The sequence below is a fragment of the Nonomuraea sp. NPDC050691 genome (assembly GCF_040654455.1).
GTDB lineage: Bacteria > Actinomycetota > Actinomycetes > Streptosporangiales > Streptosporangiaceae > Nonomuraea.
Genome location: NZ_JBFAIA010000046.1, coordinates 16408 through 40128, shown reverse-complemented (window position 1 = coordinate 40128; position 23721 = coordinate 16408). Strand labels below are relative to the sequence as shown.

Sequence of the window (23721 nt, the reverse complement as noted above, 5' to 3'; positions counted from 1 at the left end):
TTCGAGATGTTAGTCACCGTTAACGTAACCGTCTAGCATGTGAGACGTGACGACCGCCCGTACCCCTACCCGCAATCGCGGCAACCGGCGCGCCGAGATCCTCGACGCGGCCGCCCGGCTGTTCGCCGCCCGAGGCTTCCACGGGGTGTCGATCGAGGACATCGGCGCGGCGGTCGGCGTCTCCGGCCCAGCGCTCTACCGGCACTTCGCGGGCAAGGAGGCCCTGCTGGCCGAGATGCTGCTCGACGTCAGCTCGCGGCTCCGCGAGTCGGCCGCCGCCGTCGTCACCTCCGCCGCGACCCCGGCCGCCTCCTCCGCCGAGACGCTGGACGCGCTGCTCGACGTGCAGATCACCTTCGCCCTGGAGCAGCCGGCGCTGATCACGGTGCACGACCGGGAGCTGGGCAACGTGCCCGAGCCGCACCGGCGCCGCATCCGGCGGCTGCAGCGCCTCTATGTCGAGGAGTGGGTGACCGTGCTGGCCGAGCTGCACCCTGGCTGCCCGGCCGCCCGGCTGCGCGCGGCGACGCACGCGGTGTTCGGACTGCTGAACTCCACCCCGTACAGCGCGGGAGAGCTGCCGTCTCGCGACATGCGTCCGCTGCTGCGCGCGATGGCCCGGGCCGCCGTCGACGCCGCCGTTAACGTCCGCTAACACTGCCGCCCTTCGCCGGACTTGCGGCGATTTTGGCGTTGTCATGCCAACTATCTAGATATATCGTCACACTATCTCGATAGTTGGAGAGGATCACGATGACGTTCGACCCCCACGACTTGCGCGACCACCCGCCGCTCCCGCCCGGGCCCCCTGGACCTCCCGGACCTCCCGGACCTCCTGGACCTCGTGGAGCGCCGCCGCACCACGGCCACCCCGGACACCTCGGCCATCCGGGCCATCCCGCTCCCCCGCCCCCGGCGCCGCCGCCCCACCCGCACCTGCCCGACGTCCCTCCGGGCTGGGAGGGCGAGCCGCCCCGCGTCCGGCGCGGCGACGTGCGCGCGGCCCTGCTCAGCCTGCTCTCCGAGGAGCCGAAAAACGGCTACCAGATGATCCAGGACATCGAGTCCCGCAGCCGCGGGATCTGGCGGCCGAGCCCTGGCTCGGTCTACCCCGCCCTCCAGCAGCTGGAGGACGAGGGCCTGATCGTCGGCGACGAGAGCGGCGGCCGCCGCGCGTACCGGCTCACCGAGCGGGGCCGCGAGCACGCCGAGCGCCACCTGCGCGACTCGGCCCCCTGGGACGAGGTCGCCCGCACGGTCCCCGAGGACCGCCACGAGCTGCGCCTGCTGTGGGGCCAGCTCGCCGAGGCGTTCGTCCACTTCACCCACACGGCCAACGACCGGCAAGTCGCCCAGGCCAAGAAGCTGCTCAAGCAGACACGCAAGTCCGTCTTCCAGATCCTCGCGGAGGACTGAATGGACACCGGACCCGCCGTGGCCGTCCACGGCTTACGCAAGAACTACGGCAAGGTCGAGGCCGTCAAGGGCGTCGAGTTCGAGGTGGCGCCCGGCGAGGTGTTCGGCTTCCTCGGGCCGAACGGCGCGGGCAAGACCACCACGATCAGCATGCTGTGCACGCTGGTCAACCCGACCGGCGGCAGTGCGCTCGTCGCCGGGCACGACGTGGTCCGCGAGCGCGACGAGGTCCGCCGCAACATCGGGCTCGTCTTCCAGGACCCCACCCTCGACGGCTACCTCAGCGCCGAGCAGAACCTCCGTTTCCACGCCGAGCTGTACGGGGTGCCGAAAGGCGTCGTCGCCGGCCGCATCCGGCAGGTCATGGAGATGGTGGCGCTCTGGGACCGCAAGGATGCCAAGGTCATGACGTTCTCCGGCGGCATGAAGCGGCGCCTGGAGATCGCCCGCGGCCTGCTCCACTCGCCCCGGGTGCTGTTCCTCGACGAGCCGACCGTCGGCCTCGACCCGCAGACCCGCTCGGCCATCTGGGGCTACATCAACGAGCTGCGCCGGCTGGAGGACATCACCATCTTCATGACCACGCACTACATGGACGAGGCCGAGTACTGCGACCGCATCGCGATCATCGACCACGGCGAGGTGGTGGTCATCGACTCCCCCGAGGCGCTCAAGGCCAGCGTCGGCAAGGATCGCGTGCAGATCCACACCGGCGACGACGCCAGGGCGATCGAGGCCCTGCGCGAACGGTTCGGGCTGGAGGCGGCCGTGCACGAGGGGGCGGTGACGTTCGCCGTGCCCTCGGGCGAGGAGTTCGTGCCGCGGCTGTTCGCCGAGCTCGGCATGCCCATCACGTCGGTCAGCGTGTCCCGGCCGTCGCTGGACGACGTGTTCATGTCCTACACCGGCTCCACCATCCGCGACGCCGAGTCGGGCACCGACGCGATGTCCTGGATGCGCACGATGGCGAGGCGATGACGATGCCTGACACGACCTCCATGCGAACGACGGCGAGGCGGTGACGATGACGACCGAGGCGATCAGCGTCCGGATCCCGGCCCGCGGCGCGGGCCACGACCTCCGGGCCATCAAGGTGGTGCTGCACCGGGAGATGCTGCGCTTCGTCAACGACCGGACCCGCATGGCGTCCATGCTGCTGCAGCCCGTGCTGTGGCTGTTCGTCATGGGCACGGGGCTCGGGTCGCTGGTGCGCGGCTCCATCCCGGGCGTCGACTTCCGCACGTTCATGTACCCGGGGATGATCTCGATGACGGTCATCATGACCGGCATGTTCTCGGCCGGCTCCATCGTGTGGGACCGCGAGTTCGGCTTCCTGCGCGAGATGCTCGTCGCGCCGGTCTCGCGGGGCGCGATCGTGGTGGGCAAGTGCCTGGGGGGCGCCCTCGTCGCCACGGGCCAGGGCGTCGTCATCCTCGCCATGGCCGGCCTCGTGGGAGTGCCCTACTCGCCGTCGCTCATGCTGACGCTGGTGGCGGAGATGTTCCTCGCGGCGTTCGCGATCACCGCGTTCGGGGTGACGCTGGCGGCGCGGATGCGCAACATGCAGACGTTCTTCGGGCTCATGCAGATGGCGATCATGCCCATGATGTTCCTGTCGGGGGCGATGTTCCCGCTGGCCAACCTGCCGTCATGGCTGCACGCCCTGACAGTGGTCAACCCGATGACGTACGCGGTGGACCCGATGCGGCACGCCGTCTTCAGCCACCTGGACGTCCCGGCGCAGGACAACGCGGCCCTCAACCCGGGGGTGCGCTGGTTCGACTTCCAGGTGCCGGTGGGGCTGGAACTGGGCCTGGTGACGGCTCTGGGGCTGGTGCTGATGACGGCCGCCATCGCCCGGTTCCGGCGAGTGGAGTAGTTCCCGGAATCACTGTGCGACGAACTGGTGACCGAATGTAGTCTTCCGTGCGTGAGCGTAAGGAGCGGCGTTCACCCCCCATTCCGCTTCTCCCTGAAAGGAACGCCCAATGATCGACCTGCGGATGGAAGTCGAACACCTGAAGGTCCGCGTCAGCACTCTCGAGGCTCATACGATGAGCGGCATGCCTGATACGCCTGTCACGGAGCGCTTCGGAGCCCTGCACGACCGCATCGACCTGGTCGGACGCGGCGTCCTCACCAAGCTCGACCAGCGGTGCACCAAGCTGGACCAGCGGATCGACGCGACGCGGGCCGAGATGAAGGGGGGGTTTCAACACGTCAACGAGCGGCTGGACCTCATCGATCTCCGCTTCGAACAGGTCGACGGCCGGTTCGCGAAGATCGACGATCGCCTTGAAGCGATCGACCAGCGATTCGAGGCCATGGACCAGCGGTTCGACACCATGGACCAGCGGTTCGACACCATGGACCAGCGGTTCGACACCATGGACCAGCGTCTCGGGCGAGTCGAGAGCGACATGACCGACATCAAGGCCATGCTCCTCAGCCTCGGGGCGAAGGCGCCCGAACAGAACTGACACGCATGAGGCCCGGGGCTCTCCGCCCCGGGCCTCATGTCATGCACCGGTGAGAGCTACCGCCTCACGACGCGCACGTAGTCGGCGCGGCTGGTGTCGCCGTACGTGTCGCCGTCCCCGGCGAAGACGAACTTCCACGAGCCCGACTTCCATGCCTTGACCTTGGTCCACAGCTTGCCGCTGTCACCGGACCACGTGGTCTTGACGTACTGCCAGGAGCGCGCGTGCGCGGGCTTGAAGTACAGCGCGACCTTGCCCGCGTAACCCTCCCAGGCTCCCTCGTCGTCGATCTGCAGCAGGCCCCGGAACTTCAGGTACTTGCCGCGCTTGACCGGCTCCGGGTAGGCGTTGAACGCGACGACGCGCGTGCCGGCCTTCTCCACGGGCGGCGGCGTGGGCTGGTCGACCCGCACCCAGTCGGCGGCGCTCGCCGAGCCGTCGAAGCCGTGGGCGCCCCGGAAGACGGCGCGCCACCAGCCCGACCCGGTGGCCGTGGCCGAGGCCAGGAAGCGGCCGTGGCGGCCGGTCACGTCACTGGTGACGTACTGCCAGCGGTCCGAGCCCTGGGCCTTGAACAGGATGGCGACCCGCTGCCCGGGCAGGCCGTCGCCGCCGGAGCGCAGGGCGCCGGTGAAGCGGAGCGTGTCGCCCTTGTCGACCGGCTCGGGCGCCGCGTCGAAGCCGGTGATCCGGGTGTCGCGGTCGCGGGCGCTGACGTCCACCCGGTCGGTGTCGCTGACGGAGGACGCGGCCTCGGCGTTGCCGCCGAACTCGGCCCGCCACCAGCCGGTGGCCTCGGCCCTGACGCGCGCGGCGAAGGCGCCGCCGGGACCGGTGGACGCCTTGGCGACGTGCCGGTAGGCGTCGGTGCCCTGCTCGCGGAAGGTGATGGTCACGTTCTGCCCGGCGTACCCCTTGCCGGCGGCGAGCAGCGTGCCGGAGACCTTGATCGTGTCACCGCGGGAGACGCGGTCGGGGTCGGCGTCGAAGTCGACGATCTTGGTGTCGAGCGCCTTGCGGATCTCGAACGTCCCGGTGACGGACTTCTCGCCCGAGCCGCCCGAGCCGTGTGCCACGGCCAGGATGTTCCACGTGCCGGCTTCCTTGGCCTCGAAGGCGCGGGTGCCGGTCCACCTGGTCCACTGGCCGAAGGGCTTCGACGTGAGCGTGACCGGGCTGCCGGCGCTCACGCCGGGCGGCTTGAGCTGGAGCTCGGCCGAGCCGGCGTCCTTGGTGGTGAACGAGAAGGTCGCCGTCACGGGCTTGTCGAAGACCACGACGGGCGAGCCGGGGCTGACGTTCACCTTGGAGATGGCGGGTGCTGCGGCGGCCGAGGCGGCCGGGGCCAGGACCAGGCCCCCGGCTCCCATCGCCAGCACGATGGCGGCCGCACGGATGCGTTGTAACATGCGGGTTCCTTTCAGAGACCCCAGTGGTTCAACGCGGCGTTGAGGGTGCCACGTTTTCTCCCAGTAGACGCACAGGAACCGCTCAGTGTTCACAAACCTGACAAACTCGCATAGATCATCGTCAATAGGACCGGTCCACAACATGTCGGCGCCGACAGGCAGACGCGAGCGGCGGCGGGGAGACATAATCGGGCTTGTGGCGCGGGACACAGTTGAGACTCACTTCATCGAAGCGGTAGCGGCGCTGACGGCGGCCCCGGCGAGGGATCCGGACCGTCCGGTGCGGGAGGGGAGCTCGCTGACCGGCGAGCAGGCCCGCGCGCTCTTCCACCGGCAGATCGACAGCCGCCTCCTCGACATCGCCGCGCGCTGGCTGCGCGAGCGCGACGAGGGCTTCTACACGATCGGCTCGGCCGGCCACGAGGGCAACGCGGCCGTCGCCGCCGCACTGCGGCCCACCGATCCGGCGCTGCTGCACTACCGCTCCGGCGCCTTCTATCTCACCCGCTCCGAGCAGGCCGGACGGCTGCCCGACCAGGGGCTGCGCGACGTCCTGCTGGGGCTGTGCGCCGCCGCCGAGGAGCCCGTCGCGGGCGGCCGGCACAAGGTGTTCGGCCATCCCGACCTGGCGATCATCCCGCAGACCTCGACGATCGCCAGCCACCTGCCGCGCGCGGTGGGCGTCGCCTTCGCCATCGAACGGGCCCGGGCGCTAGGCGTCCCGGCGGCCTGGCCCGGCGACGCGATCGTGGTGTGCAGCTTCGGCGACGCCTCCGTCAACCACGCCTCCGCGCTGACCGGTTTCAACACCGCCGCCTACGCCACTCACCAGGGGCAGGCGATGCCGATCCTGTTCGTGTGCGAGGACAACGGCATCGGCATCAGCGTCCGCACCCCGAAGGGCTGGGTGGAGGCCGCGGCGCGGCGGCCGGGCATCGCGTACTTCCCGGCCGACGGCTGCGACCTGGTCGAGGCCCACGACGCCGCCGTGCGCGCCGCCGAGCACGTGCGCACCCACCGCTCCCCCGCGTTCCTGCATCTGAGGACCGTGCGGCTGATGGGCCACGCCGGCTCCGACGTCGAGGTCGCCTACCGCACCCAGCGCGAGCTGCGCGCCGACCTCGAGCGCGACCCGCTGGTCGCAGGGGCCCGCCTGCTCGTCGAGTCGGGCCTGGTCACGCCGGAGGAGCTGCTCAGGAAGTACGAGTCGACGCGCGAGCACGTGCTGCGCATCGCGCTGGAGACCACCCGCGCGCCCCGGCTCGGCTCGGCCGCGGAGATCATGGCGCCGATCGCGCCACGCCGCCCCGACCTCATCGCCAAGATCGCACCGGTCGCCGCCGAGCCGTCCGCCAGGGAGCGCGCCTTCGCCGGCGCGCCGCCCGAGGCCGAGAAGCCGATGACGCTGGCCCAGTCGATCAACCGCACGCTGGCCGACGCGCTGGCCGTCCACCCCGAGATGATGGTCTTCGGCGAGGACGTCGCCAAGAAGGGCGGCGTCTACGGCGTGACCCGCGGCCTGCAGAAGCGCTTCGGCCCGGGCCGGGTCTTCGACACCCACCTCGACGAGCAGGCCATTCTCGGCCTGGCGCTGGGGTCGGGCGTGTCGCGGCTGCTGCCGGTCCCCGAGATCCAGTACCTCGCCTACCTGCACAACGCGCTCGACCAGATCCGCGGCGAGGCCGCCACGCTGTCGTTCTTCTCCAAGGGCGCCTACCGCAACCCGCTCGTGGTGCGGGTGGCGGGCTACGCCTACCAGAAGGGGTTCGGCGGCCACTTCCACAACGACAACGCGGTGGCCGCGCTGCGCGACATCCCCGGCGTGGTGATCGCCTCGCCGTCGCGGCCCGACGACGCCTCGGCGATGCTGCGCACCTGTCTCGCGGCGGCCCGCACCGAGGGGTCGGTGTGCGTGTTCCTGGAGCCGATCGCGCTCTACCACACCAGGGACCTGTTCGAGGACGGCGACGGCGGCTGGCTCGCGCCGTACACGCCGCCCTCGCGCTGGAGCGAGACGCACGTGCCGATCGGCCGGGCGCGCTCCTACGGCGACGGGCGCGACCTGACGATCGCGACCTTCGGCAACGGCGTGCGGATGAGCCTGCGCGCCGCCGTGCGGCTGACCCAGGAGGGGTTCAGCTGCCGGGTGCTCGACCTGCGCTGGCTCGCGCCGCTGCCGGTCGACGACCTGCTGCGCTCGGCCGAGCTGACCGGCAAGGTGCTCATCGCCGACGAGACCCGCCACACCGGCGCGGTGTCGGAGGGCATCGTGGCAGAGCTGGTCGACGCGGGGTTCACGGGGCAGATCGCCCGGGTCACGTCCTCTGACAGCTTCGTCCCGCTCGGCGCCGCCGCCGACCACGTGCTGCTGTCGGAGGAGGAGATCGAGCAGGCGGCCCGCAAGCTGCTCGGCTGAGGATCGGACAGGCGGCCCGCAAGCTGCTCGGCTGAGGATCGGACAGGCGGCCCGCAAGCTGCTCGGCTGAGGATCGGACGGGCCGCCCGCGAGCTGCTCGGCTGAGGGTCCGGGCAGGCCGCGCCCAGGCCGCTGGGCCGAGGATCGGGCGGTCGGCCCGCGACCTGCCGGGCCGACATCTCGGGCGTGTGCCCTGACGTGCACTTCCTGACCGGGAGCGTGACTGCATCTGTTAACAGCCCCGAAACACTGGTAGTTTAGGGAGCGCTCCCAATAGATCTTGGGCGAGGTGCGCCGTGACCGATTTGCCCACGCTCGCACAGGTAGCGGCCGAGGCCGGGGTCTCCCAGGCGACGGCTTCTCGCGTATTGACTGGCACGGTCAGGGTCAGCACGTCGACCCGCCGTCAGGTCTACGACGCGATGTCACGTCTGGGGTACGTGCGCCATCGGGCGCCGCGCGGCGCTCCGGCGCGGCGGGCGGCCGGAGGCGTGGCGGTGGTGGTCTGCGACCACCTCCACCGGCTGTTCTCGGACCCGTATTACGCGCGGTTCCTGTCGGCGAGCGGCGATGTGCTGGCCGAGCTGTGCGTGCCGATGATGGTGATGACCGTGCCGCCCGCCGATCCGGGCACGCTGCCCGCGCTCGCGGCCGGAGCCGACGGGGTGCTGCTGATCGCGGCCCGCAAGCAGCACCCGCTGGCGATCACGCTGTCCACCTCCGGCATCCCGGTGCGCGGGATCGGCCGGCCGCCCGACGACGTGAAGGTCCCGTACGCCGACGTGGACAACCGCGACGGGGCCCGGCAGGCGGCCGAGCACCTGCTGCTCGGCGGACGCCGGTCGATCGGCGTGATCGCCGGCCCGCCGACCCTGCCGGCCGCGCAGGACAGGCTGGAGGGCTTCGTCACGACGCTCCGGCAGGCCGGGATGAGCGACGTGCCGGTGGCGTACGGCGACTTCGGGCTGCCGTCGGGCACGCACGCCATGCAGTGGCTGCTGCGCCGCTCCCCCGGCCTGGACGCGGTGTTCGCCGCGTCGGACCTCATGGCCGCCGGAGCGCTCAACGCGCTGGCCCGGGCCGGCCGCAGGGTGCCGGACGACGTCGCGGTGATCGGGTTCGACGACTCCCCGCTGGCGCGGCGCGCGGTCCCGGCGCTGACGACGGTGCGCCAGCCGGTGGAGGAGCTGGCCATACTGGCCACCCGGCTGCTGCTGTCCGGAACCGTCTCGGTCAACCCGATCCTGCCCGCGGAGCTGGTCGTCCGTGAATCAGCATGAGCCGGGGGACGTCCTGGCCCGCCGTTACGTGCTGCTGGAGCGCATCGCCTCCGGCGGCACGTCGGTGTTGTGGCGGGCGCGCGACACCGCGCTGGAGCGGCTCGTCGCGGTGAAGGTGCTGCAGGAGGAGCGGGAGCTGGCCCGCAGGGAGGCGAGGACCACCGCCCGGCTGGAGCACCCGGACGCGATCGAGGTCTACGACTACGGCGAGACGGTCACGGCGCGGGGCCGGGTCGCGGCGTACGTGGTGATGCGGCTGCTCGACGGCGTGTCCCTGGCCGAGCGGCTGGCGGCGGGCCCGCTGCCGTGGCGGGAGGCGGCGGCCACGGCGGCGCGGATCGCCCGCGTGCTGGAGGCGGCGCACCGGCAGGGCATCGTCCACCGCGACGTGTCCGCCGAGAACGTGCTGCTGACCGGCTCCGGGCCGAAGCTGCTGGACTTCGGCATCGCCGCGCCGATCGGCGACCCGGACGACCAGCGGGGCACTCCGCCGTACGTCTCGCCGGAGCGGCTGGCGGTCGCGCCGGTCCACCCGGCCGTGGACGTGTACGCGCTCGGGGTGCTGATGTTCGAGATGTTCACCGGCGCCCCGCCGTACCCGGAGACCACGTGGGAGGAGCTGGAGCGGGCGCGCAGGACACGGCCGTGCCCGCGCCCGGCCGGTGTGCCGGGCGAACTGGCGGCGCTCTGCCAGCGTTGCCTCGACCCGTCGCCCGCGCGGCGGCCCACCGCCGGTGACGTGGCGGTACGGCTCGTCGCGGCGCTGCGCCGCTCCGCGACGCGCCGCAGGCTGCGCTACGGGCTGGCGGTGCTGGCGCTGGTGCCGGTCGCGGGGACGGTGCTGTGGCTCGGACCGCGGGCCGCCGAGCAGGCGCCCCGCGTGCCCCCCGCCCCACCCTCGGCGGTGGCCGAGCCACAGCCCCAGGAGACGACCGCCGACCTCCCAGCGGCGGCGCCCCTGGTCTCCTCGTCGCCGCGTTACTCGTTCGCGGCGCGCCCCCTCCCCCACGCCCTGGACCGCTTCCGCGACGAGCTCAACGCCGGGGCCGCGACCGGCCGGATCCGGGCCGACGCGGCGCTGGACCTGCGCCAGACGCTGGCGCACGTCACCTCGCGCGGCGGGATCGCGGAGGTGCGGCGCAAGCTCGGCGACCGGCTGCGCGAGGGCGCGGTGGAGCCGGGCCTGCGCGGCGACCTCGACGCCCTGCTCGTCGAGATCGCCGCGGCCCTGGGGTGAGTCCGCCCTGGCCCCGGGATGAGCCCCGGGGCCGGGGTGAGCTCTCCCCGGGATCAGGGGGTGCGGGCGCAGGCCGCCGTGGGCGCGGCGTTGCTGCCGGTCCAGCTGCCCAGGAACCCGAAGGTGGCCGTCCCGCCCGCCGCGATCGCGCCGTTGTGCGACTCGTTCGCGATCGTGTACGGGCTGGCCGTCTGGCCGGTCCGGGCGTTCCAGATCTGGGTGATCTTCTGCCCGTTGGCGAAGGTCAGGGTGACCGTCCAGCCGGTGGTCGGCGTGGTGCCGCCGTTGGCGACGCTGACCTGGCCCTGGAAGCCGCCCGGCCAGCTGCCGACCTGGCTGTAGGTGGCCGTGCAGCCGCCCCCGCCCGAGCCGCCGGTGGTGGTGACCGTCACCGTGCCGGACACCGCCGAGGTGTTGCCGGCCGCGTCACGGGCCCGCACCTGGAAGCGGTACGCCGTGCTCGGCGACAGCCCGGTGGCGGTGTACGACGTCGTGGCGGACGTGCCGACCACCGCGAACGAGCCGGTGGCGCCGGCCCGCAGCACGTCGTAGCCCGCCACGCCCACGTTGTCCGTGGACGCCGACCACGCCAGGTTCGCCTGGCTCGACGTCACGCCGGACGCGGCGAGGTTCGCGGGCGCCGTCGGCGGGCTCGTGTCGGTGGAGCCGCCGTAGATCGTGGCCTCGCGGGCGGTCGCCCGGATGCCGTTGGCGCCGTTGAACAGCCGCTCGCCCCACGGCGTGAGGCGGGCGGCGTCGAACGCGGTGACCTGGTCGAGGTACTCCACGCCGCCGCCGTTGCCGCTCCACGACCAGCCGAGGTAGCCGATGCCCCGGGCCACGGCCTGGGCCATGATGGTGTCCTCGTCGGGGTCGCCGTCGGAGTGCATGTCGCCGAACTCCCCGATCACCAGCGGCAGGCCGGCGGTCCGGAAGGCGTCCAGGTAGGCGTTGATCTCGGTGGCCGTGTCGTAGACGCCGTACATATGGATGGAGAACACCGTGTTCTTCTGCGGGTCGGCGTCGAACACGGCGGCCGCGTTGTCGCGCATCTCCCCCTTCCAGTCCTGGCCCCAGTTGGGGGCGTCGACCATGAGCAGGTGCTGGAACCCGGCCGCGCGCATCCGGGTGATCGCCGCGGAGGTGGCCTGCGTCCAGGTGGGGGTGACGGCGTTGTTGCCGACGGGCTCGTTGCCGATGTTGATGATGACGTGGTTCTCCTGGCCGGCCAGCACGCTCTGCAGGCCGATCCAGTAGGTGACGGCCTGGTCGAGCGTGTAGGCGCCGCTCTGCTCGCCGTAGCCGGTGGTGTCGTGGTTCTCCAGCACGCAGATCAGCCGGTTCTGCTTGCACAGGGAGACGACGCCGGCCACGTCGGAGGCCGAGTTCGCGGTCCACCGGCCGCCGCTCAGCACCACGCGGACGGTGTTGGCGCCGAGCGACTTGATGCCGGCGAACGAGCCGGTCCGGGTCGGGTACCAGGTGTGCGCGTGGCTGGTGCCGCGCATGACGAACGTGCTGCCGTTCACCTCGACGACGCGGGTCCCGCTGACCCGCAGGCCCGTCGCCGCGGAGGCGGGCCTGGGGATCAGCAGGATCGCGCCGACCAGCGCGAGCAACGCGATGAGGCTCGTGGTGATCGGTCGCGTCATGGAGCGGTCATCCGTTCGGGAAAAGGGTGCCGTAGTCGGCCGCGGCCATGGCGATGTCGGCCTGTGCCCAGAAGCGGTGGTAGGTGAAGGACGGGGCCGAGCCGCCGTCCAGGTAGCTCTGGACCTTGGGCCAGTCGGGGTCGTTCTTGTAGAAGGAACGGATGTCGAGGAACGTCTTGCCGGGGGCGATCTGGTCGCCGTTGGGCATGGTTCCGGTGTAGCCCGGCGGGATGTACAGGCCGGTGTTCGTGGAGTCGTTGTGCGGGTCGTCGAAGCGGTTGTAGTCCTCGCGGGTCTCGCTCACCACGGCGCCCTTGGCGTCCTTGTGGGCGAGGATGCCGTCGATGAGGTTCTTGGCTGCGGTCTTGGCGGCGGCGTTGCCGGACTTGGCCGCGTACCAGGTGAGCGTGCGGGCGTAGGCGGCGGCCACGCCGACGTCGTTGGTGGTGTTGGCGACGGTGACGTGCAGGCCGGGGTTGGGGCCGGGGGTGCCGCCGCCGCTGTAGCTGGCCGCGGGGGCGCCGGTCCAGGTCATGTCGTTGGGGATGCGGTAGTTGCCGCCGCTGCCGAAGGTGGTGTTGGCCAGCGCCCACGGCACCCACTTGTCGAGGATGGCCTTGGCCTTGGCGTCACCGCTGACGTAGTAGTACTCGGCCACGCGCTCCAGCGACCACACCTGGAAGCCGAACCACCGGTTGCTCGGCGGGTCGTGGTAGACGGGCTGCCAGTCGTAGGCCCAGCCGTAGAAGGTGGGCGTCCCGGCGGGCGGCGCCTGGTAGTCGCCGTTCCAGCTGTTGGTGGCGCCGCCGGCGATGCCACCCTCGGCGGACTGGAGCCACAGGTACGAGTCGAGCTGCCGGTTCAGGCTGGTCTGCCAGTCGGAGGCGGCGGTCGGCGACTGCGGGCGCAGGGCCGAGGGGCCTGCCGGGGACAGCACCCAGGCGGCGAAGGGGTTCTGGTAGCCCTGGTGCCAGGAGCTGGAGCCGACCCGCCACGACCAGGCGCCGCCGGTGTCGCCGCCCCAGGCGTAGTACCAGGTCATCATGTACGACGAGCTGCTCTTGCCGCTGCCCGGGGTGCAGGACTTCGAGGTGCAGCCGGGGTTCTTGAAGTACTTGTCGTAGAAGGCGTAGCGCAGGAAGTCGCCCATCTTGGCGGCCTTGGTCAGGGTGGTGGAGATCTGCGACTGCTTGCCCTGCGCGGTGGCCCAGGTCAGCGCCCAGTACGCCGCCTGCACGGCGCGCGCGTCGGCGTCGGGGGCGTTGGTGTAGCGCCACTGGTTGGCGCCGCCGCCCTGGATGAACAGCGGCGGGTAGCCGGCGCCGGACTTGCCGAAGCGGCCGGTCTCGCACGACGGGTGGGCGACGGTCTCCCAGGTCGACTCCTGCGGGCCGCGCTGGAAGGTGTTGATGTAGGTGACGCGCTTGGTGTTGTCGCCGCACTCGCTGAGGTTGGCGCCGCGGCCGGTGCCGTAGCCGTAGACGTCGTCGACGTCGAGCAGCCAGTGCATGCCGTAGATGTTGCGGTTGCCGTAGGTGCTCTGCAGCTCGTTGGCGAGCGGGTCCTGGCCGGCGACGACGCTGCTATCGAGCGCCACCGGGTAGCCGCTGGGCTGCGGCTTCTCGGGCGCGTAGTCGGCGGGGTCGTTCGGGTTGTAGGTGGAGTTACCCGGCTGGCCAGCGGCCGACGGGATGATGTACTGCTCCATCACGTTCCAGGCGTTGTTGAACGGCGCCCAGTTGCCGGTGACCCTGCCGTACTGCGCCTCCAGCCACAGCCAGAAGCTGAACGCCTCGGACGTCGTCTCGTGGCCGTGGTCGGGGGCCTCGACGATGAGGGTCTCGACCGAGTGGTACGGGATGCCCTCGGGCGAGAAGTAGCCGTTGGCGGGGTCCTTGAGCTTGTTGTACTGGGTGGTGAACTCGGCCACGTAGTTGTTGGCCGGCGGCGCGTCGTCGTCGGCCTCGGTGGCGGTGACGGTCACGCTGGTCAGCCCGCTGGAGGCGACGGTGATGGACCGGCTGCCCCCCGTGGTGTCGCTGTCCTGGGCGGCCGAGACGGTGACGTTCTGGACCGTGTTCCAGTTGGCGGAGGTGAAGGTCAGGCTGGCGCCGGAGGTCACGGTCAGGTCGGCGTCGCCACTGCCGGCGGTGGAGGTGACGGTCACGTTCGAGGTGGGCTGCGCGGCCAGGCGGACGCCGTAGGTGGCGCTGCCGCCCTCGGGCACGGTCACCGCCGTGGGGCTGGCCTGGATGGCCTGCTGGCCCGGGTCGGGTCCGTTGCCGCTACAGGTCACGCCGTTGATGGCGAAGCTGGTGGGGTTGGTGTTGGTGCCGCTGTAGGAGCCGTTGAACCCGATGGTCCACTGGGCGCCGCTGGCCTGGGTGCTGTTGTAGCTGAGGCTGGAGGCGGTGACGTTCTGGCCGGACTGGCGCCAGTCCGCCTGCCAGCCGTTGGTCACCTGCTGGCTACCGGGCCAGGCGTACGTCAGCCGCCAGCTGGTCAGCGGATCACCGGTGTTGGTGATGGTGATGTTGGCGCCGAAGCCGCCGCCGCTGTCCCATGACTTCACGTACGTGACCGAGCAGGCCACCGCGGCCATGGCGGTGCCCGCGCCGGCCAGCGCCGCGGAGACGGATAAGACGAGGACGGCGAGCGCGGCGAGGAGGCGGTGTCTCATGAAGGTCCTCTCGACTGCTGATGGGAGCGCTCCCAACACGCTGGGGTTACGCGGATGTTAAGCGCGCGCCGATGCCCCGCACAGGAGACGGCCGCCCGGGGACGGCGATTTCCAGGTCGGGAAGGGCGGGGACGTGAAAGTTTCACCGCGCGGCCTGCGTGATCACGGGCCTCGATGAAACTTTCACGGCTCTGGTGCGGGTTCGGGCCTCCGCTTCACCCGGGTCTGTACACACTTGTGAATCCGGGCTATGCATGGGAGCGCTCCCACTTCTGAGAGGACCCCCCACATGAGAAACCGCCTTCTCGTCGCGGTGTGCGCCCTGCTCGCAGGGCTCGCCACGGCGCTGATGTCGGCAGCCCCGGCGCAGGCCGCCGTCGCCTGTTCGGTCGCGTACAGCAAGACTTGGGACGGCGGCGGCGGCTTCGGCGCCAACGTCACCATCACCAACACGGGCGACGCCCTCACGTCCTGGCGGCTGACCTACACCTGGCCCGGTAGCCAGCAGGTGACCAACGGCTGGCAGGCGGACTGGCGCCAGTCCGGCCAGAACGTCACCGCCTCCAGCCTCAGCTACAACAGCACCCAGGCCAGCGGCGCCCAGTGGACCATCGGGTTCAACGGCTCCTACAGCGGCACCAACACCAACCCGACCAGCTTCGCCATCAACGGCGTGACCTGCGGAGGCGGCCCCAACCCCGGCCAGCAGGCCATCCAGGTGACGCCGACCTCCCTGAGCGTCCCCGAGGGCGCCAGCGCCACGTACGCGGTGCGCCTGGCCGTCCAGCCCACCTCGAACGTGACCGTCACCTCCACCGCGGGCACCGGAGACAGCAACCTCACCGTCACCGGCGGAGCGAGCCTGACCTTCACCTCCGCCAACTGGAACACCCCGCAGAACGTCACCGTCTCGGCCGCCGAGGACAGCGACACCACCAACGGCACGCGGCCGATCACCGTCGCCGCCAGCGGCCTGACCAGCGTGATCGTCACCGCCACCGAGGCCGACAACGACACCGGCGGCGGCGGACCCGGCCACGTCGACAACCCGTACGCCGGGGCCACCGGCTACGTCAACAGCGACTGGTCGGCCAAGGCCGCGGCCGAGCCCGGCGGCTCGGCGGTCGCCAACATCTCCACCGGCGTGTGGATCGACCGCATCGCCGCCATCGCCGGCACCAGCAGCGGCAAGGGCGTGCGCGCCCACCTCGACGCCGCCGTCGCGCAGGACGCGGCCAACGGCAGCACGCCGCTGACCATCCAGTTCGTCATCTACAACCTGCCCAACCGCGACTGCTCCGCCCTGGCCTCCAACGGCGAGCTGCTCATCTCGCAGAACGGCCTGGCCCGCTACAAGACCGAGTACATCGACCCGATCGCCCAGATCATGGCGGACCCGAAGTACGCGGCCCTGCGGATCGTGACCGTCGTCGAGATCGACTCGCTGCCCAACCTGGTCACGAACACGAACCTGGCCAAGTGCGCCGAGGCGCAGTCGTCCGGCGCGTACGTGCAGGGCATCCAGTACGCCCTGAACAAGCTGCACGCCATCCCGAACGTCTACACCTACCTCGACGCCGCCCACCACGGCTGGATCGGCTGGTCCAGCAACTTCGGCCCGACCGCGGACCTCATGGCCTCCACCGTCCGCGGCACCACGGCCGGCTACGCCAGCGTGGACGGCTTCATCACCAACACCGCCAACTACTCCGCCCTGACCGAGCCGTACTTCACGGCGAGCACCACCGTGAACGGCACGTCCGTGCGCCAGTCGAAGTGGCTGGACTGGAACGACTACGTGGACGAGCTGACCTTCGCCCAGGCCTTCCGCAACGCGCTGGTGTCGAAGGGCTTCCCGTCGACGATCGGCATGCTGATCGACACCTCGCGCAACGGCTGGGGCGGCTCGGCCCGGCCCACCGGTCCCAGCACCTCCCTCAACGTGGACGAGTTCGTCAACCAGTCGCGCGTCGACCGGCGCATCCACGCCGGCAACTGGTGCAACCAGAGCGGCGCCGGCCTCGGTGAGCGGCCGCGGCCCAACCCGGCGCCCGGCCTCGACGCGTACGTGTGGATCAAGCCGCCGGGTGAGTCCGACGGCGCCAGCACGCAGATCGACAACGACGAGGGCAAGGGCTTCGACCGGATGTGCGACCCGACGTACACCGGCAACGACCGCAACGGCCACAACATGAGCGGGGCGCTGCCCGACGCGCCGCTGTCCGGCCACTGGTTCTCGGCCCAGTTCCGGCAGCTCCTGCAGAACGCGAACCCGCCCGTGTAGTCAGACCGCTCCGCAAGTCCGGTACGGCTCCGGCCCCGCTCCCGTCGGCGGGACCGGGGCCGTACCCTTGCGCGGAGCCCTTTCACGGTTTCCCCGGCGTGAGAGTTCCTCAGGCGTGAAAGCGATCCGGCGGATCGGGAGATGAACTATGTCCGCAGATCGCGTCCGGAGGGTGGCAGATGACGGGGAGAGCATCGTGACGGCGATGCCGTGGCTCGGCGCGCGGGTGAGCGACGCGCACGCGCGTGAGCGGCTGGAGGAGGTGCCCCTGGCGGACGCCGAGGCGTTCGCGGCCGTCTTCGACTCCTGCTTCGGCGAGATCTACGCCTACGTCGCCCAGCGGCTCGGCCCGGACCACGCCGAGGACGTCGCCTCGGACACGTTCCTCATCGCCTTCCGCAAGCGCGGCCAGTACGACCCGGAGCGGGCCACCGTGCGGGCCTGGCTGTTCGGCATCGCCACCAAGCTCGTGGGCCGGCACCGCCGCCAGGAGGCGCGGGCGCTGCGCGCGCTCGGCCGCCACGGGCCCGGTGCGGAGAGCGCCCCCGGGCACGAGGAGCGCGTGAGCGCGCGGGTCAGCGCGCAGAGCCTGCGGCCAGAGCTGGCCGCCGCCCTGGCGGAGCTCCACCGGCGTGACCGTGACGTGGTGCTGCTCGTGGCGCTGGCCGGGCTGAGCCACGAGGAGATCGCCACGGCCCTCGGCATCCCGTACGGCACGGTCGGGTCGCGGCTGAACCGGGCCCGGCGCAAGCTGCGCGCGGCGCTCGGCGGCAGCAACCCCATGCTGGAGATGGAGGAGGCCGGCCGTGGATGAGCTGGAACTGGTCCGCGACCTGTACGGCGAGCCGCGCCGGCCGGACCCGGCGGTCCAGGCCCGGGCACGGGGCCGCCTGGAGCGTCGGCGTTCCCGATGGTGGCAGGTGGCATGGGCCACGCGGGACGTGCGGCGGGCTTCCCGGCGGTGGCGCCTGTCGTGGCGGGCGCCGCTGGCGTGCGCGGCGGCGCTGACGGCGGTGCTGATCGCGTACGGCGCCTCCGGAGGCGCGGGCGCCCCCGCCGTGCCCGCGCGGCTCGACGCGGCGGCCCCGGGCCGGGCCGTGCTGCTGGCGGCGGCGACCACGGCGGCCTCGGAGCCGCCGCCACGGGGCGCGTACTGGCGCGTCACGCGGCAGACCGGCACGGAGGTGACCACCTTGTGGGCGGCGCGCGACGGCCGCGCCTGGATCTCCGGGCCCGGTTCGGGGAGCGGCGTGAGGCCGGTCGCCAGGCCGTTCACCATGGCGGGCCGGTCCCTGTCGGTCAAGGAGATCGAGCGGCTGCCCGCCGACGCCGGCGCGCTCAGGCGGCGGGTGGTGGCGATCCTGCCGCCCGGCTCCGGCGACGGGGTGCTGGCCGACGCGGTGAGCGGGCTGCTGTGGAGCAAGCCGTCGCCGCCCGCCGTGCGCGCCGCCGCGTACCGGCTGCTCGCGGACCTGCCGAACGTGCGCTACCTGGGCCGCTCCGCCGACCCGAAGGGGCGGCCGGGCGAGGCGTTCGCGTTCACGCTGGACGCCGCCACGGGCGTGCGGCGGACCCTGGTCGTCGACCCGGCGAGCTCGCAGGTGCTGTCCAGCAGCGACAGCCCCGGCACGGGAGACGGCCGGGAGACGCGGATCGTGCTGGCGGCCGGCTGGACCGCCCAGAGCCCCTCCCCGGAGTGAGCCGCCGCGTCAAAGCCAGTCGCGCCGCTTGAAGACGAGGTAGAGGGTCACGCACACCACGCCCATGAGCACGACCGCGAACGGATAGCCGAGCACCCAGTGGGTCTCGGGCATGTGGTCGAAGTTCATGCCGTAGATGGTGCCGACCAGCGTCGGCGCGAACAGGATGGCCGCCCACGCGGAGATCTTCTTGACCTCCTCGCCCTGTTGGATGCTCGCCTCGGTCATCTTGGCCATCTCGGCGTTCTGCGCCTGGGTGACAAGCGTGGAGTTGATCACCAGGATGTCCTGGAGCATCTGGCGGAAGGCGGCGACCCGCTCGCTGACCGTGATGGCGTGGTCGGCCACGTCGCGCAGGTAGCTCTGCAGCTCGTCGTTGACCCCGTACTTGGCCGCCCCGGCGATGAAGCCGTCGATCAGCCGCACCAGCGGCGCGGTGGCCCGCTGGAACTCGATGACCTCGCCCGACAGCTCGTACACGCGCCGCGAGACCGACGGGTCGCCGCTGAACACCTGGGCCTCGATCTCCTCCAGGTCCTTCTGCAGCCCGGCGACGACCGGGGCGTAGCCGTCGACCACGGCGTCGAGGATCGCGTACAGCACCGCCTGGGGACCCTGCCGGAGGAGGTCGGGGTCGGACTCCATGCGCTTGCGCACGCTGTGCAGGTCGGGCGCCTCGGCGTGCCGTACGGTGATCACGAAGTTGGGGCCGACGAACACGTGCACCTCGCCGAACGCCACCTCCTCCACGTCGTCGAGGTAGCGGGCCGCGCGCAGCACCACGAACAGCGTGTCGCCGTAGCGGTCGGCCTTGGGGCGCTGGGAGCCGACGATGGCGTCCTCCAGCGCCAGCTCGTGCAGCTCGAACTCCTCGGCGAGCTTGACCAGCTCCCACTCCTTCGGCCGGTAGAGGCCGATCCAGGCGAGGCTCTCGGGGGTCTTCTTGAGCCGTTCGAAGGCGTCGGCGAGGGAACCCGGGTTGTCCAGGCGATGGCCGTCCTGGTAGACGGCGTTGTCGATGACGGTCGGCCGGTACGGCTGCTCCTCGACGGCGCGGGGGTCCATCTCGTGCTCGGGCGCCTCCTGACGGGTCGCCTCGCCCCGCCTGAAACTCCTCATCCGTGCCACGCCGTCCCTCTTCCCGCCGGCTGATCGGGTGACCGTCTGTCCCGGTCCCGGGTGGTGTCGCGCCATGTATCCAGCCGATCCTTCACTTTTGTATCAGATCACGTCCGCTACGTCGTACCGGCGAGCAGCCTGTGACCAGCACGCGAACGCGCCCCCACACGGAAACGCCGGCCTTCCCCACCTGCCCACCGAGGCCGCGGTCAAGCGGCCTCCACACGGGGGGCGCGGCCCGGATAGGGTCTTGGGCGATGGACGAGCTCTGGGCCCACCTCATCAAGGCACAACCCGATCCCGCCCCCTGGGTCGTGCCGGTCACCGCTCTGGCGGCGCTCGCGATCGTGTCGTTCAGGACCCCCTGGCAGCTCAGCAGGGGCCTGATCACGATCGCGCACGAAGGGGGCCACGCGCTGATGGCGCTGCTCACCCGGCGCAAGCTCGAGGGCATCCGGCTGCACTCCGACACCTCGGGCGTGACCCTGACCCGGGGCCGGCCCAACGGGCCCGGCATGGTGCTGACCGCACTCGCCGGCTATCTCGCGCCGTCGCTGCTCGGGCTGGCCGCCGCGTGGCTGACCGAGCGGGGGCGCATCACGCTGCTGATCTGGACCGTGCTGCTCTTCCTTGTGTGCATGCTGCTGCTGATCCGCAACCTGTACGGCGCGCTGATCCTGCTGGCGACCGGCGGCGCGGTGTTCGCCCTGTCGATGTACGCGCCCAACGAGGTGCAGCAGGCGGCGGCCATGGTCGCGGTGTGGTTCCTGCTGTTCGGCGGGGTGCGGCCGATCATCGAGTTACAGCGCAAGCGGCGGCTGCGGCAGGCCCGCGACTCCGACGCCGACCAGCTCGCCCGGCTGACGATCCTGCCGGGCGGCTTCTACGTGTTCTTCTTCCTGGTGGTGGCGTGCGCGTCGCTGGTGGCCGGGGCGTACCTGATGAACCCGCTCTGAGCCCACCCCCTGGACCCGCTCGGAACCCAGCCCCTGGACCCGCTCTGAGCCTGGCTCACTGATCCGCGGCCAGCCGGTCGAGGGCGGCGCGCAGCAGGCGCCGCTCGTCCTCGGGCTCGGCGTGGGCGGGACGCACCAGCCGGGCGACACCCTCGTACCACGGGAGTACGACGCGTACGGGCTGCACATCGCCTCCTCCGGCCAGGGCGTGACCCGGCTCGCGGAGTCCTGCCAGATCATCAGGCGCATGTGGACCGAGGAGCGCTTCGACTTCGACGTGAGCGGTCAGGAAACGGCCGCCACTACCGGCTGCGCGACGTGGTGTGCGAGCCCAAGCCGGCCCGCCGGCCGCCGCTCCTCCTCGGCCGAGCGGTGCGCCGCCATCGGGCGGGACCCCGCGTCGCCGACCCGGTCCACGCAGGTCACCGTCTCGTACGAGGACCCGGCGGCGACCCGTGCGCTGGTCAAGGAGCTGGCGGGGCTCGGGCTGACCCACATCGTGCTCAACGTGCGTCCGCCGTTCCCCGAGGGAGTGGCCCGGTGGGTGGCGGAGGAGATCATCTCCCCTCTTCTCGGCTGAGGAAGCGGCGGACGTCGGCGACCTCCTCCGCCAGCGGCTCCGCCGGCAGGGGGCCGAAGGGTTTCACGGTCACCTCCGGGCCCTTACGCTCCCAGACGCCTGCGGCCAGGCCGTCGGCCAGCACCACGGGGCGCAGGATCCCGCCTCCGGGGAACACCTGCCGGGCGTGCGCGGCGGGCACGACGGGGTCGCGGCTCCTCCAGCCGAGCAGGAACTCGTCGAACGCCGGAATCAGCCGCACCGGGACGCCCGCCGCCTGGCGCGCCAGGGCCTCCTCGCCGGGGCGCGGGTCCGGCGCGTCCGAATTATCCGGCTTATCCGGATCGGGGCCGCTCAGGCGCCAAGCCGTACGTGCCTCCCCGAGGGAGAGTCCGGACCAGGCGGCCAGGTCCTCCGGCTCGGCCGGCCGGTGGGCGCGGCGGTAACGGCGCGCCAGCTCGGCCAGCGCCCGCTCCCGGTCGGGCTCCGGCGTGATCGGGGCGCCGAGCCAGTCGGCGGCGTGGACGTACGTGGGCTTGCCGCCCCGGGGCGGCGCCAGCACGGCCAGCCCGTGGAAGGCGGCCAGCGCGACCAGGTGCACGACGCCCTGCCCGCGCGCCCTGCCCGCCAGCCGCTCCTCCAGCTCGGCCTTGGTGAGCGGCCCCTGACCGGCCAGGGCGCCCTCGATCAGGGACAGCAGGTCGTCGCCGGTGACGCCCTCCTGGCCCAGACGGCGCAGGGCGGTGGTGTCGCGCCGGGTGAGGGCGTGCAGCCACGGCAGGTCGTCGGCGTGCACGAAGTGCAGGGTGCCGCGCGGGCCCCAGGCGCGGACGATCTCGCGATCCCGCCACGCCGCCTCGACGTCCGCCAGGCGGAGGGACGCCGAACGGGCGCGGAAGGCCAGGTAGGCGGAGGTGATGTCCTGGGCCTGCACGGCGAGCAGGCGCCGCACCACCTCACCGGCGTCCAGGCCCGGCGGCCGGTGCAGCAGCTGCGCCTCGACACTCCTCACGCCCGCCCCTCCTTTTCGCGTCCCGTACCGGTGCGTCTGGATTGTCCCGCATCGCCAGGCGCCCGGCGTGGATTGTCCCGTATCGTCCACCCGGCGCCGAACCGGAGCGGGAAGGCCGCGCCCCGCCGCGGTCCGAGATTGTCGGCCGGAAGCCTTACCTTAGAGCGCGTGCCCGATCAGCCCCTGACCCTCGACGCCGCGCTCTCCGACGAGGCGGTCCTGTCGACCTACCGCCGCATGTTCGCGGCCCTGGCCCGTGACAGCGGGGCCGTGGTGGACGACCCGGCCCTCGTCGACATCGCGGAGACGCTGTTCGCCGCGTTCGCGGAGGCGGGCGAGGAGTGGCTGACGCACGAGCAGATGCGCTTCGCCTGCCGCGCCTACCCGGGTGACCAGTTCGACAACCGGCTGCGGGTGCTCAAGGGGCTCGGGGCCATCCGCGAGGTGTTCCCCAAGCCCAACCAGCTCCGCTACCGCGCGTCGTTCACCAGCGTGGTGGGGCTGATGTTCATCCGGCGGATGATGGACGACGGCGGCCAGTCCGAGATGCACCGGCTGCTCGCCCTCGAAGACCTCAACGTCGCCGACCCGCGCACCACCATGGAGGAGGCGCGGCAGAGCGCCGCCAACCTCGCCCGCGCGTTCCGGCTGTGGGCGCTGGAGCTGATCACGCTCACCACCGGCACGATCGAGGAGCTGCGCGAGCAGGCGCCCAAGCTGTGGGGCACCGAGGAGATCGCCCGGCGCGCCCAGAGCCTGCACGGCACCATCCTGACCCGCTGGCCCGAGCTCGACAGGGTCTGCACCGACCTGCGGGCCGCCATCTACGCCTACAGCGACGCCTCCCGCCGGGCCGCCGGCCGCCTGGCCGACTCGGCCGGCACGACCCGCAACCTCACTCTGCTGCCGACCGAGACGTGGCGCACGTTCACGCAGACAGCCTCCAAGGAGCGGCTGGCGGCGGTGCTCGACGGGTTCGTGTTCGACGCGCCGGCGCCGTGGCACGACCCGGCGGCGATCGCGCGGGCGGTGGATGAGGCACCCCGCCCGGCCCCGGCTCAGCCCACTCCCCCACGCTCCGCCCTGCCCGACCCGGGGCCGCAGGACTCGCTCGACTCCTCGCCGGGGGCCGTCGTGGAGCGCCTGACGGCGGTCGCGGAGTCGCTGCTCGGACCCTCGTCCCGGGTGGCGCTGGCCGACGTGCTCGGCGACGACTGGCCGTCGGCCCGGCGACTGCTCGCCGACCTGACCACGATCGACCTGCGGCCGGAGCTGCCGTACCGGCTGACCTGGTCCGACGACCTCACCATCGACCCGGACCGTGAACCGGCCTGGCTCTCCCACGGCCACCTGGAGCGCACCCCATGACCCGCATCCGGTCTCTCGCTCGGACTCTCGTCCACGCGGATGACCCATCGCCTCACGCGGATGACCCATCGCCTCAGGCGGAGGGCAGGCCACTTCGCGCAGAGGGCAGAGCGCTTCGCTCTAAGGGCGCGTCGCGCGAGGACGCCTCGCGCC

Annotated in this window: 20 protein-coding genes; 14 read left to right on the top strand and 6 right to left on the bottom strand. The window is 71.9% G+C overall.

The window, feature by feature from the left end; all coding sequences use genetic code 11:
- Nucleotides 1–46: 46 nt before the first annotated feature.
- The 5 genes from AB0H81_RS19170 (at nucleotide 47) to AB0H81_RS19150 (ending at nucleotide 3896) form a co-directional block, all read left to right on the top strand.
- Entirely contained in the window at nucleotides 47–655 is a 609-nt protein-coding gene (locus tag AB0H81_RS19170) for a helix-turn-helix domain-containing protein (RefSeq protein ID WP_358376043.1), read from the top strand.
- Between the two features lie 98 nt (nucleotides 656–753).
- The gene (locus tag AB0H81_RS19165) at nucleotides 754–1416 is read left to right on the top strand and encodes a PadR family transcriptional regulator (protein WP_358376041.1); all 663 of its coding nucleotides are present in this window, start codon (nucleotides 754–756) and stop codon (nucleotides 1414–1416) included.
- Nucleotides 1417–2394 carry an ATP-binding cassette domain-containing protein gene (locus tag AB0H81_RS19160; protein WP_358376040.1) on the top strand — a complete coding sequence of 326 codons (978 nt, stop codon included), beginning with the start codon at nucleotides 1417–1419 and terminating at the stop codon, nucleotides 2392–2394.
- Between the two features lie 46 nt (nucleotides 2395–2440).
- A complete protein-coding gene (locus AB0H81_RS19155; protein WP_358376038.1) occupies nucleotides 2441–3295 on the top strand; it encodes an ABC transporter permease in 855 nt (284 codons plus the stop codon).
- Nucleotides 3296–3404: 109 nt separating this feature from the next.
- Complete coding sequence (locus tag AB0H81_RS19150; RefSeq protein WP_358376036.1) at nucleotides 3405–3896, top strand: hypothetical protein; 492 nt, start codon at nucleotides 3405–3407, stop codon at nucleotides 3894–3896.
- Nucleotides 3897–3952: 56 nt separating this feature from the next.
- Here AB0H81_RS19150 and AB0H81_RS19145 read toward each other — a convergent pair whose 3' ends face one another.
- A complete protein-coding gene (locus AB0H81_RS19145; protein ID WP_358376034.1) occupies nucleotides 3953–5305 on the bottom strand; it encodes a hypothetical protein in 1353 nt (450 codons plus the stop codon).
- Between the two features lie 280 nt (nucleotides 5306–5585).
- Between AB0H81_RS19145 and AB0H81_RS19140 the strand changes: the two genes are divergently transcribed.
- The 3 genes from AB0H81_RS19140 (at nucleotide 5586) to AB0H81_RS19130 (ending at nucleotide 10238) form a co-directional block, all read left to right on the top strand.
- A complete protein-coding gene (locus AB0H81_RS19140) occupies nucleotides 5586–7721 on the top strand; it encodes a thiamine pyrophosphate-dependent enzyme (RefSeq protein ID WP_358376032.1) in 2136 nt (711 codons plus the stop codon).
- 296 nt (nucleotides 7722–8017) lie between these two features.
- The gene (locus AB0H81_RS19135; RefSeq protein ID WP_358376031.1) at nucleotides 8018–9001 is read left to right on the top strand and encodes a LacI family DNA-binding transcriptional regulator; all 984 of its coding nucleotides are present in this window, start codon (nucleotides 8018–8020) and stop codon (nucleotides 8999–9001) included.
- Nucleotides 8988–10238: a serine/threonine-protein kinase gene (locus AB0H81_RS19130; RefSeq protein WP_358376029.1), complete on the top strand. Its 1251-nt coding sequence runs from the start codon at nucleotides 8988–8990 to the stop codon at nucleotides 10236–10238. The genes AB0H81_RS19135 and AB0H81_RS19130 overlap by 14 nt, the downstream gene beginning before the upstream one ends.
- Nucleotides 10239–10291: 53 nt before the next feature.
- Here the strand turns inward: AB0H81_RS19130 and AB0H81_RS19125 are convergent, their stop codons facing one another.
- Both AB0H81_RS19125 and AB0H81_RS19120 read right to left on the bottom strand, forming a co-directional pair.
- Complete coding sequence (locus AB0H81_RS19125) at nucleotides 10292–11890, bottom strand: cellulase family glycosylhydrolase (RefSeq protein WP_358376027.1); 1599 nt, start codon at nucleotides 11888–11890, stop codon at nucleotides 10292–10294.
- A gap of 7 nt (nucleotides 11891–11897) precedes the next feature.
- Nucleotides 11898–14570 carry a glycoside hydrolase family 48 protein gene (locus AB0H81_RS19120; RefSeq protein WP_358376025.1) on the bottom strand — a complete coding sequence of 891 codons (2673 nt, stop codon included), beginning with the start codon at nucleotides 14568–14570 and terminating at the stop codon, nucleotides 11898–11900.
- Nucleotides 14571–14859: 289 nt separating this feature from the next.
- Between AB0H81_RS19120 and AB0H81_RS19115 the strand changes: the two genes are divergently transcribed.
- The 3 genes from AB0H81_RS19115 (at nucleotide 14860) to AB0H81_RS19105 (ending at nucleotide 18554) form a co-directional block, all read left to right on the top strand.
- Entirely contained in the window at nucleotides 14860–16854 is a 1995-nt protein-coding gene (locus tag AB0H81_RS19115; protein ID WP_358376023.1) for a glycoside hydrolase family 6 protein, read from the top strand.
- A gap of 172 nt (nucleotides 16855–17026) precedes the next feature.
- Complete coding sequence (locus AB0H81_RS19110; RefSeq protein ID WP_358376021.1) at nucleotides 17027–17668, top strand: RNA polymerase sigma factor; 642 nt, start codon at nucleotides 17027–17029, stop codon at nucleotides 17666–17668.
- Nucleotides 17661–18554 (top strand): CU044_5270 family protein, encoded by an 894-nt coding sequence (locus tag AB0H81_RS19105; protein ID WP_358376019.1) that lies wholly within the window; start codon nucleotides 17661–17663, stop codon nucleotides 18552–18554. Before AB0H81_RS19110 ends, AB0H81_RS19105 begins: the two co-directional genes overlap by 8 nt.
- A gap of 9 nt (nucleotides 18555–18563) precedes the next feature.
- Here AB0H81_RS19105 and AB0H81_RS19100 read toward each other — a convergent pair whose 3' ends face one another.
- Entirely contained in the window at nucleotides 18564–19673 is a 1110-nt protein-coding gene (locus tag AB0H81_RS19100; protein ID WP_358376017.1) for a magnesium and cobalt transport protein CorA, read from the bottom strand.
- 257 nt (nucleotides 19674–19930) lie between these two features.
- On the opposite strand from AB0H81_RS19100, the gene AB0H81_RS19095 reads away from it, so the two are divergent.
- Nucleotides 19931–20629, top strand: a complete 699-nt coding sequence (locus AB0H81_RS19095; protein WP_358376015.1) for a M50 family metallopeptidase — start codon at nucleotides 19931–19933, stop codon at nucleotides 20627–20629.
- A gap of 55 nt (nucleotides 20630–20684) precedes the next feature.
- On the opposite strand, the gene AB0H81_RS19090 is transcribed toward AB0H81_RS19095, so the two are convergent.
- Nucleotides 20685–20816, bottom strand: a complete 132-nt coding sequence (locus tag AB0H81_RS19090) for a hypothetical protein (protein WP_358376013.1) — start codon at nucleotides 20814–20816, stop codon at nucleotides 20685–20687.
- A gap of 60 nt (nucleotides 20817–20876) precedes the next feature.
- On the opposite strand from AB0H81_RS19090, the gene AB0H81_RS19085 reads away from it, so the two are divergent.
- Nucleotides 20877–21209: a hypothetical protein gene (locus AB0H81_RS19085; RefSeq protein ID WP_358376011.1), complete on the top strand. Its 333-nt coding sequence runs from the start codon at nucleotides 20877–20879 to the stop codon at nucleotides 21207–21209.
- On the opposite strand, the gene AB0H81_RS19080 is transcribed toward AB0H81_RS19085, so the two are convergent.
- Nucleotides 21187–22200 carry a winged helix DNA-binding domain-containing protein gene (locus AB0H81_RS19080; RefSeq protein WP_358376009.1) on the bottom strand — a complete coding sequence of 338 codons (1014 nt, stop codon included), beginning with the start codon at nucleotides 22198–22200 and terminating at the stop codon, nucleotides 21187–21189. The genes AB0H81_RS19085 and AB0H81_RS19080 overlap by 23 nt on opposite strands.
- Nucleotides 22201–22368: 168 nt before the next feature.
- On the opposite strand from AB0H81_RS19080, the gene AB0H81_RS19075 reads away from it, so the two are divergent.
- The gene (locus tag AB0H81_RS19075) at nucleotides 22369–23568 is read left to right on the top strand and encodes a hypothetical protein (protein ID WP_358376007.1); all 1200 of its coding nucleotides are present in this window, start codon (nucleotides 22369–22371) and stop codon (nucleotides 23566–23568) included.
- Nucleotides 23569–23721 lie beyond the last annotated feature (153 nt).